The sequence below is a fragment of the Ruegeria sp. AL11 genome (genome assembly GCF_056540865.1).
Map to the genome: position 1 here is coordinate 293,118 of NZ_JBQFXO010000008.1, position 11,434 is coordinate 304,551.

12 protein-coding genes are annotated in these 11,434 nt (G+C 55.0%); 9 read left to right on the forward strand and 3 right to left on the reverse strand.

What is annotated here, in order from left to right; translation table 11 throughout:
* The first annotated feature begins 146 nt into the window (after positions 1–146).
* Complete coding sequence (locus ACR0IP_RS14900) at positions 147–362, forward strand: hypothetical protein (protein ID WP_480526429.1); 216 nt, start codon at positions 147–149, stop codon at positions 360–362.
* 87 nt (positions 363–449) lie between these two features.
* Here ACR0IP_RS14900 and ACR0IP_RS14905 read toward each other — a convergent pair whose 3' ends face one another.
* A complete protein-coding gene (locus ACR0IP_RS14905) occupies positions 450–668 on the reverse strand; it encodes a hypothetical protein (RefSeq protein ID WP_170474859.1) in 219 nt (72 codons plus the stop codon).
* Positions 669–879: 211 nt separating this feature from the next.
* Between ACR0IP_RS14905 and ACR0IP_RS14910 the strand changes: the two genes are divergently transcribed.
* Genes ACR0IP_RS14910 through ACR0IP_RS14920 form a run of 3 tightly spaced genes read left to right on the forward strand, consistent with a single transcriptional unit; the run spans position 880 to position 3,023 of the window.
* Positions 880–1,380, forward strand: coding sequence for a Dps family protein (locus ACR0IP_RS14910; protein ID WP_170661317.1), 501 nt, complete (start codon positions 880–882; stop codon positions 1,378–1,380).
* A 51-nt stretch (positions 1,381–1,431) separates the two neighbouring features.
* Positions 1,432–1,716, forward strand: coding sequence for a sll1863 family stress response protein (locus ACR0IP_RS14915; protein ID WP_480526431.1), 285 nt, complete (start codon positions 1,432–1,434; stop codon positions 1,714–1,716).
* Between the two features lie 44 nt (positions 1,717–1,760).
* Positions 1,761–3,023, forward strand: coding sequence for a DUF2254 domain-containing protein (locus tag ACR0IP_RS14920; RefSeq protein WP_480526433.1), 1,263 nt, complete (start codon positions 1,761–1,763; stop codon positions 3,021–3,023).
* Between the two features lie 383 nt (positions 3,024–3,406).
* On the opposite strand, the gene ACR0IP_RS14925 is transcribed toward ACR0IP_RS14920, so the two are convergent.
* Both ACR0IP_RS14925 and ACR0IP_RS14930 read right to left on the reverse strand, forming a co-directional pair.
* Positions 3,407–4,285 carry an FkbM family methyltransferase gene (locus ACR0IP_RS14925; protein WP_170380683.1) on the reverse strand — a complete coding sequence of 293 codons (879 nt, stop codon included), beginning with the start codon at positions 4,283–4,285 and terminating at the stop codon, positions 3,407–3,409.
* Between the two features lie 777 nt (positions 4,286–5,062).
* Entirely contained in the window at positions 5,063–5,665 is a 603-nt protein-coding gene (locus tag ACR0IP_RS14930) for an XRE family transcriptional regulator (protein WP_170380684.1), read from the reverse strand.
* Positions 5,666–5,797: 132 nt separating this feature from the next.
* Here ACR0IP_RS14930 and glyA point away from each other — a divergent pair, with 132 nt between their 5' ends.
* From glyA to ACR0IP_RS14955, 5 genes are all read left to right on the forward strand, one after another.
* Positions 5,798–7,066 carry a serine hydroxymethyltransferase gene (gene glyA / locus ACR0IP_RS14935; protein ID WP_480526435.1) on the forward strand — a complete coding sequence of 423 codons (1,269 nt, stop codon included), beginning with the start codon at positions 5,798–5,800 and terminating at the stop codon, positions 7,064–7,066.
* Positions 7,067–7,077: 11 nt separating this feature from the next.
* On the forward strand, positions 7,078–8,460 hold the full coding sequence (gene lpdA, locus ACR0IP_RS14940; RefSeq protein ID WP_480526436.1) for a dihydrolipoyl dehydrogenase: 1,383 nt from the start codon (positions 7,078–7,080) through the stop codon (positions 8,458–8,460).
* A gap of 14 nt (positions 8,461–8,474) precedes the next feature.
* On the forward strand, positions 8,475–9,419 hold the full coding sequence (gene lipA / locus ACR0IP_RS14945) for a lipoyl synthase (RefSeq protein WP_475220563.1): 945 nt from the start codon (positions 8,475–8,477) through the stop codon (positions 9,417–9,419).
* Positions 9,420–9,443: 24 nt separating this feature from the next.
* On the forward strand, positions 9,444–10,817 hold the full coding sequence (locus ACR0IP_RS14950) for an alanine/glycine:cation symporter family protein (protein ID WP_480526439.1): 1,374 nt from the start codon (positions 9,444–9,446) through the stop codon (positions 10,815–10,817).
* Positions 10,818–10,897: 80 nt separating this feature from the next.
* A complete protein-coding gene (locus tag ACR0IP_RS14955; protein WP_170637793.1) occupies positions 10,898–11,320 on the forward strand; it encodes a universal stress protein in 423 nt (140 codons plus the stop codon).
* Positions 11,321–11,434: the final 114 nt, after the last annotated feature.

Here is an 11,434-nt window from a genome sequence, read left to right on the forward strand (position 1 = left end):
CGGCTCTTGCGTAGCTCCACATGTCAAGTTCCCTTATTTCGATGCAATTGACTTGCGCGAGCCGGTGATCTCTAACAAAAACCCCGCCACCATGGACGATGTTGCCGATCAGCTTGGGGCTGTTGACAATTCGTCCGGCGCACCCGGTGAACGCGGCACTTTTTGATACCTTCGAGGCTTGGATTGGATCTGAAACAGCCCCCCATGTTCAGTTGGCCGATCTACCCGAGCCGGCCTTTGACAAAACAGGTCGCACGCGCAATTCGGTATTGCGGGGCGTCATCACTTATCTGAAAAAAGATGCGGATGTGAACGCGGCCAACGCTCAGATGTTGGAGCGCCTCATACCCTTTCACCGATGAATAGATGCTGACGTACAGGATCGTTTGATCGCTCATGCCATGTTGGTCCACCACTGGCGTCACTGGATTGCTCTGTGGGTTTTCCTGTCACTCGTCCACAACACGAAACTCGCCGGAAGGCGCGTCAGTAGGTGGCTCTGCGAACTCGTTGGAAATCAGACCGCGGCGAATGAGTTCTCGAATGGCGGCCGCTCTGGACGGCAATCTGTTTTCGAACCGCCAATCATCAATGGCTTTAAGCTCCTCGAGGTCGAGCATCAGTTGCAGTTTTTCCGTGCGCTTTGGTGGTCGATTTTGATCGGACACTGGCATGACCTCAGTAGCTTACGTCAGTTACTCCAAGCATGTATGGCATTGGGCCTGCGTGTCTACAGCAATGTTGGCAAGTTGCGCTGGATACTCAGGATCATGAAGCGCCGCATGATGTGTCGGATACCTAGAATAAGTATATGATTTAGTTTGAAAAATGTCTTTTTGCTCTTAGGTTCTACTCCACAAGCAACGAAACGGAGTGAAAATGATACAGCAAGTTTTGAAGTCTGAAGTTCAGGAAGAAACCAACGACACAGGCATCGACAAGAACGCCTGGATCGCAAATGCGGTGACGGAAGTACTGGCCGATACCATGGTTCTGATGGTGAAAACGCAAGGCACACATTGGAACGTCGTGGGCCCACTCTTCCTGCCGATCCATGAACTGACAGAGCGTCAGTATCGCGACCTGTTTGAAGCTGCGGATGATTTGGCCGAGCGTGTGCGCGCTCTGGGTCAGGTGGCCCCGATCTCGTTCACGGACATGGTTAGCCAAGCCAAGTTGACTGAAGAAGAAACAGTCAAAAACGCAGAGGGTATGATCAACCAGTTGGTTGCGGACCACGAAGCGATTGCCCGGAACCTGCGTGAGACTGCCGCGACCGCTGCCCGTTATGGCGATGGGGCTACAGAGGATTTGATGAACGCTAGGATGGCGAAGCATGAGGAAGCGGTCTGGATGCTCAAGGCAATTGTTGCGGCCTAATTGGCAGCTCCCATTGATATGAACCAAAGTTTGAGACGAAAGGAAAATTTGATGACACGCGTTGGGTACGAGAAAAAGGCGCAGCTGCAACTGGATAGCTGGAATGCTCAAATTGATGTTCTCGAAGCCAAGCTGAAACTGGCCGAAGCGGACGCCGAACTCGAGCTCGAGGAGCAGCTCAGTAAGCTCTACAAGGCAAGGTCTGACGCAGAGGCTCAACTGAATGACTTGAAGTCGACCAGCGACGAGGCCTGGGAAGACGTCAAAGAGGGCTACGAGGCTGCATGGGGCGATATGCAGAGTGCTTTGAAAGAAGCGGCGGACCGGTTCGCATAAAGCTGAGTTTGTGAACAATGCTCGTGTCGTGAATGGGGACCGGAATGCAAACACCTAGAGAATTAGTGAGGTACTTTCGCGGGTTCCTAACCATCCCTGCTGCCATAAGCCTCTCAGGGCTTTTGGTGGCTGGGATTGTCTTCAGGACGGAGCAAGCGCTCATAGGTTGGGGTTGGTCCACTTCTGATTGGCTCAGTGTTTCCAATCACACTGCGAGCGATGTTCTCAGCGCAATCTCGGCAGCATCCATGTCCGCGTTGGTCATGGTCTATTCCATTGTTCTGCTGGTTTACACTTTGGCGGCAGGATCTATTGGACCCAGGCTCTTGCAGCGTTTTGGCGAAGACAGGGTAAATCAGATTGCAGTTGGCTCACTTGGAGCAACGTTCTTATACAGCTTGATGATCCTGTGGCTGATACGCGATGACACATCCGTCAATTTGGCCGTTGCGATTGGAATAGTCTATTCGATCATCTCAGTTCTTTTGCTGCTGCTCTTCGTTCATACAGTATCGACGCGCGTAACCATTGATCAGGAGGCGGCGCGGATTTCTGAGGCCTTGGATCGCCAAGTGAGCACCGCAATCGAAAACAGTGCAGATATTCCATCTTCAGAGGCAGTCCCTGAGGAGGGAGACAAGTGCCAAGTCTCGGCTTCGGGCACTGGATATGTGAACTCGATCAATACCGAAGGTCTGGTGGGTGCCGCCAAGGAAGCAGGAGCCGTCGTCGTTTTTGATGTGCAGCCAGGTGACTTCATGGTTCCAACGGACACTTTGGCCAATGTTTATGGTGATAGTGACGAGAGCCTCAATGATCTTGTGCAAGCGGCGGCTCCGTTGATCCCCGCGCGAGATCCTACCGGAGATATCCGCTTTTCTGTCCATCTGCTCGTTGAAATCGCACTTCGGGCGTTGTCACCGGGTGTCAACGACACGTTTACCGCAATAGTCTGCATCGACCGTCTGTCGGCATCTCTGGCCCGTGCGTGGTCGTCCAAGCTCTGTACGGGTGTGTATCGGGATGACGACGGAAACGTAAGGGTGGTTTATCCGTCCATCACAGCAGAGTCGTTGTTTCGCGACTCAATGCCGGCACTGAGACGCGCAGCCAGGGGCAATGGGCTCGTAACGGCCACCCTTATTCGAGCTCTGTTGCGCATCGCGGAGGCAGCTCCGTTTGAAGATGTTCGTGTGGTTGCAGATGAACTGGCCGCGGTCAGAGATGAGACCCGAGAAAGCGATATGCTAGAGCGCGATATTGATCAGTTTTGCGGCCAAGTCAAAACCGCAATTGAACGAATTTAGTGAACTGTCTTGAGCATTTGCAGTAGATGCCCGTAGGGCTTCCTGTCCGCAGTCGCGCTTGCGGTAATCGTTGTTCGCTTGTTATGAGTCGTGAGCCCAAGTGAATGTTTCACAGCCCTGCGCAGTGAGGCCACTAGGTGCTAGTTGTCCGTCCGAACAAGGCTTGGACCATGAAACGTAGACTTGGAGCGAGCTTTGTGTCGATCACACGTCAGAGGCGTAGTTTCAGGGCATCAGGCTGGTGATGTTTGACTGTTTGTGACGGCTTGCGATACTCGCTTCCCTTTCGATTGCGCGCGCACAGCGCGCTTTTCTTTGGTGTAGACTAAAGGGTACTGGCCGAAAGGTGCGGCCGGAACTTTCTTTCGCACCGCCATTTCTTACTAGTTAGATAACAGAGTGTCGTTCAGGAGCCTAAGGTAGTTTTCTACCGCTCTATTCTCTACCATTCCCCTCCTTTTGAGTTCGTCAACACAACGCAAAGTGTAGTCATAGAACCCGTATATCCCATCTGAAATCAATGCGAGCTTTCGAAGATCTTCATCACTCAGCGTTGCAGCGTCAGACAGATCGCGAAAATAAATCATGTCTCCGTCCAGCAAGTGGGTTCGAGGCAGATTTTGCACATGTTTTGTGAAGGAAGAGCGCACCTGCCGTGTGACGGTGTGGTAGTATGAATGAGGCACAAAGCCCGCTTGTCGAAGGGACACATCCACTTCACCAAAGCTTGGTTGATTTTCGTATAGGGGAAAAAAATTGACCTCGGTATGTACAGCTAAGGTGCTCTCTAGTTTCGAATGACCGTTTTCAAAAACCATCGTTTCGGCACCCTGGACATCAATTTTCAACAAGTCCATACGCTGAATATCGTCAAGATCATCCAGCCGCTTGGTGTCGAAAGTCGCGGTATCAACCAGTCTAGCAGCGCGCTTGAGACCCATAAGGTAAAAAAGGGTTTTGCGCCTGATTTTCAAAAGAGAGGTCAGCCCAGACCCATGGTAAATGTTTAGTTGATGTGATTCACCGTCGCCTATCGCATGGGGCAAAAACTGATCCCGTGTTCTGTCGTCGTGTTGTAGGCTCGCAAGCGTTTCTGCCTGCGGGTCAAAGCCGATTACGGCAAGATCGCCATTCATGTGCAGAAGCTTGTAAGGCGTTTCGTGTTTCATCGGGTTTGCGCCTACATCAACGACGTGAAGTTGGTCTTGAAACGCGATTGCATGGCGCAACGCTGAGATACGATCTGAAAAAAGAGTGTTCATTTCGTTTCTCTCTCTAATTGTCCATTGCGCCAATAAGGTGGAATTCGCTGCTCCGTGTGCGAATCGGGGCTGAAAAATTCTTTGACACCTCTATTGGTAACTATTCAAAAACCGAGGTCTAGCCGCGACTCATCGGGGCACGCGATCTGATGGCCATAGAGGTTTGACACTCTCCCGCATCAAAGTCTCCATGGAAGAAAAACGACTTACTTGAGACCCAGGAATGGGCGGTGTTCGTGCTCGTTAGAGGATTGAACGCAGTGGGGCTATGGCGGCGCGGTTCGATTTGGGAGCCTGCCGCTAGAAATCACACCACGAAAGGAACGCTAAACCATTGCAACGCCAAGACGGTGACACCATCAGACAAATTCAGAAAGCGGAATAAGATCTCTTTAAGGTGTGACTTCGTTGCGAATGGCAGGATCAAATGGACATCGACGATTTAGATAGTGCTACCAATCCACCCTACGGACACCCCCTGGTTTACCTTTCAATTCGATAACGTTTGTGGATCTGTGAGATGCCGCAATCGGAGTGGCTTTACCAGCCACGTCAAAGAGTCAACGAAGGGCGTGTGGCCAGCGATGAACCAAACGGATTGCACCCTAATGCCGTGTGAGTAGGTCCCCATATCTGGCTCAACCATCAATTTGCAGCGTGCCGTCAAGCCTTCGAAAAATTGCTTTGCAAATTCTTTGGCGCATTCCGTCGCGTAGGTGCGCGCGTTGTTTCTGATATAAGGAGGGAGATACGAGTCCAACCGACTGCGTGCTCAGATCACTCTAGCGAAACCCACAAGACTTTTGCGTCTTCTTTGCTGGTCGAGATGCAGCCGTGACCCATTTCGCTGTCGTAATACAGGGAATCCCCGGCCTTCATGGTCAACGGGCGATAGTGCTCCGAAATAAAGGTTAGCTCACCGCTGATCACATACATAAATTCTTCACCCGAATGTCTGATCCAGTTTTCGAATTCAGACACATCACGGGCTTTGATCGTCGCGATATACGGCAGCATTCGCTTGCTGGTGAGTTCAGGGCAGAGCAACTCGTGCAGATATGTCGGTGTGTCCTTAATCTCGCCCTGGCCTTTTGGAGTGTAATCGCGGCGGCCCGAAATACCGCTTTGGCCTGATTGCAGGAACAGCTGCGGGGTGCTCATTTCCAGCGCTTGGGTCAGCCTGCGAACAATATCGAAGCTGGGTCGCGTCTGGTTGTTTTCGATCTTGGAAAGTGTCGAGCGACCGATTCCCGCCGCCCGTCCGGCTTCCTCCAACGTCCACCCTTTTGCACGGCGCGCATCCCGGATTGAGCGCCCCAAAGCAGCGCCTTCGTCCTGTTCTTCCGGCCCGACGGCGTCGTTCAGGCTGTCATCGACCATAGAAATCTCCCTGATTTTCCGCAGGTTACCGATTTCCCCATCCTTACACAACTTCACAAGTACGAGATATATGTTGCCTTGAGTATCCGATTTCCACTATAGGAAACAAAATTTCGTACTTGGGATTCGAGTATGGAGGAGGGAACCTTGTTTACAAAATCGCTCAAAGATTCAGATCCGGTTATCGCTGCTTCAATTGTACGTGAAGGCAAGCGCCAAGCAGAACAGATCGAGCTTATCGCGTCCGAGAATATCGTCTCGCAGGCTGTGATCGACGCGCAGGGTTCTGTGCTCACTAACAAGTACGCTGAGGGCTATCCCGGTCGCCGCTACTACGGCGGTTGCGAATATGTGGATGAGGTTGAGGTTGAAGCGATCGAACGATTGAAGACGTTGTTTGGCTGTGAGTTTGCCAACGTTCAGCCGCACTCTGGCGCGCAGGCAAACGGTGCTGTTAAACTTGCACTGCTCAGCCCAGGTGACACGATCCTTGGTATGTCGCTTGATGCGGGTGGTCATCTGACGCACGGCGCCAAACCTGCGCAGTCGGGAAAGTGGTTTCACCCGGTTCAGTACGGCCTGACGGACGAGGGGCTGATCGATTATGACCAAGTCGAAGCGCTGGCCAAGACTGAAAAGCCAAAGCTCATTATCGCAGGCGCATCGGCCTATTCGCAAAAGATCGATTTCGCTCGGTTCCGTAAGATCGCGGATGAGGTCGGTGCCTGGCTGCTGGCCGATATGGCGCATATCGCGGGTCTGGTTGCGACCGGGCTGCACCCCTCGCCAATTGGTCACGCGCATGTGGTCACCTCGACGACCCACAAGACCCTGCGCGGTCCGCGCGGCGGGATTATTTTGACGAATGACGAGGCGTTGGCGAAAAAGATCAACTCTGCTGTGTTCCCCGGGCTTCAGGGCGGCCCCTTGATGCATGTAATCGCCGGTAAGGCCGTCGCATTTGGCGAGGCCTTGAAGCCAGAGTTCAAGGGGTACATGCAGCGTGTCGTCGACAGCGCCAATGCTTTGGCAAACGTCATGATGGCGCGTGGTTGTGACATCGTTTCGGGCGGCACAGAAAACCACCTTATGCTGGTCGACCTGCGGCCGCTTGGCGTTACCGGCAAAGATGCAGAAGCCGCGCTGGAACGCGCCGGGTTTACTTGCAACAAGAACAGCGTCCCTGGTGATCCAGAAAAGCCGACGATCACGAGCGGTATCCGGCTAGGAACGGCCGCTGGATGTAGCCGTGGTTTTGGGCCTGAAGAGTTCACTCAGATCGGCCTTTTGATTGGCGACGTTCTCGATGCGCTGCGTGAGTCTCCTGAAGGCGATGCAACCGTCGAAGCCGAGACCCGCGCAAAAGTCCGCGCTCTCTGCGCCAACTATCCAATCTACTGAAAGAACACCCAATGAGCATTTACGATCTCATCGTCATCGGGGGCGGCCCCGGCGGTTATGTTGCTGCGATCCGCGCGGCTCAACTGGGTATGAAAGTGGCTTGCGTGGAAGGGCGCGGGGCGCTGGGCGGAACCTGTCTGAATGTGGGGTGCATCCCCTCCAAAGCGTTGCTGACCTCCTCGGCCAAATATGCCGAGCTTGCACATCTCTCCTCCCATGGCATTGCGGTCGAGGGGGCCAGCATCGACGTGCCGTCAATGATGGGGCGCAAGGACAAGATCGTTGGCGATCTGACCAAGGGCATCGGTTTTCTGTTCAAGAAGAACGGCGTTGAGCTGATCGAAGGCTGGGCCCGCATTCCGGCGGACGGGCAAGTGCAGGTTGGCGATGATATCTATGAGGCCAAGAATATCTTGATCGCCACGGGGTCTGAGCCGACACCTCTGAACGGTATCGAGATCGATGAGAAGGATGTTCTCAGCTCAACTGGTGCCTTGGCGCTGGACACGGTGCCGGATCATCTGGTTGTCGTCGGGGCAGGGGTTATAGGGCTAGAGTTGGGACAGGTTTGGGCGCGTCTTGGGGCCAGGGTCACAGTGGTTGAGTATCTGGACCGCGTCCTGCCTGGTATTGACGGCGAGATTGCGAAACTGGCGCAGCGCGCGCTCAGCAAACGCGGCCTAAAGTTCCAGTTGGGACGCGCGCTGAAGGCCATTGAAAAGTCTGAAACCGGATTGGCGCTTACACTGGACCGGGTCGGCAAAGACAAGGAAGAGGTGATCGAGGCCGACAAGGTTCTAATCGCCGTCGGACGCCGGCCCGTCACGCGCGGGTTGGGGCTGGAAGAATTGGGGATAGCTCTTGACCCGCGCGGCTTTGTTCAAGTTGACAACAGCTTCCGCACATCGGTTCCCGGCATCTATGCGATCGGGGACTGCGTCCCCGGACCGATGCTGGCCCATAAGGCCGAAGAAGACGGCGTTGCCTGCGTTGAGATGTTGGCGGGGCTGGGCGGCCATGTCGACTACAACACCGTACCGGGTGTCGTTTACACCGACCCTGAGGTCGCCTCGGTCGGTGTGACTGAAGAGGCGCTGAAAGAAGCCGGTGCCGAATACGCGGTCGGCAAATTCGCGTTCATGGCCAACTCGCGCGCACGGTCGACCGGAGAAACCGACGGCGCGGTCAAGGTTTTGGCTGAACCGAACGGCAAAATACTAGGCGCGCATATTTGCGGTGCGCATGGCGGTGATCTGATCGCGGAACTCGTTCTGGCGATGACCAAAGGTGCCACCGTCGCCGAAGTCGCCTCCACCTGTCATGCACATCCAGCTATGGGCGAGGCGGTCAAAGAAGCCTGCCTCGACGCTCTGGGCCGCGCGATCCACGCGTAAGAAGGAGCCGCCAGATGTCCATCCAGCTTCGCCCCCGCCACCCCGAAAAAGCCAAGAAGGCAGATAGTGTCATTCCCCGCAAGCCCAAGTGGATTCGCAAGAAAAAGGGCGACAGCACCGAGTATTATGAAACACGTCGCCTGATGCGAGATCATAACCTGGCGACGGTCTGTGAAGAGGCCGCCTGTCCGAATATCGGCGAATGCTGGTCCAAGCGCCACGCCACCATGATGATCATGGGCGAAGTTTGTACGCGTGGCTGTTCCTTCTGCAACGTCGCCACAGGTCGGCCAGACGCATTGGACGTATTTGAACCGGGCCGTGTCGCGGCCGCTGTAAAAAAGCTGGGGCTTCGCCATGTGGTGATCACATCGGTTGACCGCGATGACTTGGATGATGGCGGCGCCGAACACATCGCACAGACCATCAGAGCAGTGCGCCACCAAAACCCTGAAACCACCGTCGAAGTTCTGACTCCGGACTTCTTGGGAAAAGGGATTTCTGCAGATCTGGTATTTGAAGCAGCGCCGGACGTTTTCAACCACAATCTGGAAACTGTGCCGCATCTTTATCCAACGGTTCGTCCCGGCGCGCGGTACTATACGTCTTTGCGTCTGTTGGACGATGCCAAACGCGCAAACCCTGAGATTTTCACCAAATCCGGCCTGATGGTCGGCCTTGGCGAAAGCCTCTGTGACGTCCGCCAAGTGATGGATGACCTGCGTGCCGCAAATGTCGATTTCCTGACAGTCGGGCAATACCTGCAGCCGACCCCGAAACATCACTCGATCGACCGGTTCTGGTCACCGGAAGAGTTCGCCCAGCTGGAGCAGATCGCGCGCTCCAAGGGCTTTCTGCACGTGTCAGCCACTCCGCTGACCCGTTCGTCGTTCCACGCGGACGAAGACTTTGCCGCCCTCAAGCAAGCTCGCCAACGAGCGATTGCTGCCGGGGCATAACCAGACGCACTAGGGAGGAATACCATGGAAGCGTTAAATTCAATCGTAGGGGCCATCAATGGCGTCGTGTGGGGGCCGCTGATGCTGGTTCTCATCCTTGGCGTTGGCTTCTTCCTGCAGGTCGGGCTGAAATGCATGCCGATCCTGCGCATTGGCACGGGCTTTAGCCTGTTGTTCAAAGGCCGGGAAGGTCAGGGCGAAGGGCAGATCAGCCCATTCAACGCGCTGATGACCTCGCTGTCAGCAACCATCGGTACAGGTAACATCGCCGGTGTGGCGACTGCTGTCTTCCTGGGCGGTCCAGGCGCCTTGTTCTGGATGTGGATGACCGCCCTGGTGGGCATGGCCACCAAATACGCCGAAGCTGTCTGCGCGGTGAAATATCGCGAAAAAGACGAGCTGGGGAACTATGTTGGCGGCCCGATGTACTACATCAAGAATGGACTCGGCGCAAAATGGGCGTGGCTGGGTGTAGCATTCGCCCTGTTTGGCGCGATCGCCGCCTTCGGCATCGGCAACGGCGTGCAGGCCAACGGTGTGGCACAAGTTCTTGAAGCGAACTTCGGCCTGAATACCTCGGTCACCGGCGTTGTTCTGATGGTGCTGACCGCAGCTGTTATCCTAGGCGGTATCACTCGCATCGGTGCGGTTGCCGGCAAACTGGTTCCGTTCATGGCTGTTGCTTATATCATCGCGGGTCTGCTGGTTCTGCTGATCAACATCGGCAACATCGGACAGGCGCTGTCGCTCGTCTTCACCTACGCGTTCACTCCGTCCGCCGCAGAAGGTGGTTTCGCGGGTGCTGCCGTTTGGGCTGCCATCCGCTTTGGTGTGGCACGTGGTGTGTTCTCGAACGAAGCGGGTCTGGGTTCCGCCCCGATTGCGCACGCCGCTGCCGAGACCAAAGGTCCGGTAAACCAGGGCCTGATCGCGATGCTGGGTACGTTCATCGACACAATCATCGTCTGCTCGATCACCGGTCTGGCAATCATCGCCTCGGGTGCGTGGACATCGGGTGAATCCGGTGCGGCTCTGACCAGCCACGCGTTCGAACTGTCGCTGCCGGGTATCGGTGGGTATCTGATCGCCATCGCTCTGTCGATCTTCGCCTTCACCACTATCCTTGGCTGGTCCTTCTATGGTGAGAAATGCGTTGAGTTCCTGCTGGGTGTGAAATCCCTGATGCCCTACCGCGTCCTGTGGATCGTCATGATCTACTTCGGCGCAACTGCAGATCTGGGCTTTATCTGGCTGCTGGCAGACACGTTGAACGCCATGATGGCTATCCCGAACCTGATCGCCCTGGCCCTGTTGAGTCCGATCGTCTTCAAACTGACGAAAGAGTTCTTCGCCTCGGGCGGCCAGTCCGAAGAGCCGGAGGCAAAACCTGCCGAATAAGTTCGGCCCGACCAAAAAAGGGGGGGCCAATCTGGCCCCCCGCCTTTGAAACAGAATTCCATATCTCGAGGAGAGACGTGATGGCCACGAAAATCCTGCTGCCCATTGATCATACCGACGACCGTTCCTGGAAACTGGCTCTGCCGGTCGCTTTGGAACAGGCGAAATTCTACGGTGCCGAACTGCACGCAGTTGCCGTCATCCCCGAGATTATCCAACTTCCGAACCTGCCCGCGAACTATGGCGCCGGAGCAAAGGATCACGTCCGCAACGCGGTTCAGGCCATTCTGGACCACGGCGATGCCTCCGATGTGGCGATCCACATTGAAGAAGGCAGCGTTTACCGTGAAATCCTGAAACTCGCCTACAAAGAGGGATTTGATCTGATTGTCATGGCCTCCACCAAGGGCGATTTCCCGAACTATGAAATTGGCCCGAACCTGGCCCGGGTGGTGCGGAATGCGCACTGCACCGTGACGGTCGTTCGTGACCAATCCCGCTGATTGAAAGGTTAGAAAGATGACTTCACCGAATCGCACTCCACTTTACTCTCTTCACGTTGAGTTGGGTGGAAAGATGGTTGATTTTGCGGGCTGGGAGATGCCTGTTCAGTATCC

What these genes read in the sequence shown, in the direction of transcription:
- ACR0IP_RS14910 (WP_170661317.1), top strand. Translation starts at nt 880, where the DNA reads ATGATACAGCAAGTTTTGAAGTCTGAAGTTCAGGAAGAAACCAACGAC.
- ACR0IP_RS14915 (WP_480526431.1), top strand. Translation starts at nt 1,432, where the DNA reads ATGACACGCGTTGGGTACGAGAAAAAGGCGCAGCTGCAACTGGATAGC.
- ACR0IP_RS14920 (WP_480526433.1), top strand. Translation starts at nt 1,761, where the DNA reads ATGCAAACACCTAGAGAATTAGTGAGGTACTTTCGCGGGTTCCTAACC.
- ACR0IP_RS14925 (WP_170380683.1), bottom strand. Translation starts at nt 4,285, where the DNA reads ATGAACACTCTTTTTTCAGATCGTATCTCAGCGTTGCGCCATGCAATC.
- ACR0IP_RS14930 (WP_170380684.1), bottom strand. Translation starts at nt 5,665, where the DNA reads ATGGTCGATGACAGCCTGAACGACGCCGTCGGGCCGGAAGAACAGGAC.
- glyA (WP_480526435.1), top strand. Translation starts at nt 5,798, where the DNA reads ATGGAGGAGGGAACCTTGTTTACAAAATCGCTCAAAGATTCAGATCCG.
- lpdA (WP_480526436.1), top strand. Translation starts at nt 7,078, where the DNA reads ATGAGCATTTACGATCTCATCGTCATCGGGGGCGGCCCCGGCGGTTAT.
- lipA (WP_475220563.1), top strand. Translation starts at nt 8,475, where the DNA reads ATGTCCATCCAGCTTCGCCCCCGCCACCCCGAAAAAGCCAAGAAGGCA.
- ACR0IP_RS14950 (WP_480526439.1), top strand. Translation starts at nt 9,444, where the DNA reads ATGGAAGCGTTAAATTCAATCGTAGGGGCCATCAATGGCGTCGTGTGG.
- ACR0IP_RS14955 (WP_170637793.1), top strand. Translation starts at nt 10,898, where the DNA reads ATGGCCACGAAAATCCTGCTGCCCATTGATCATACCGACGACCGTTCC.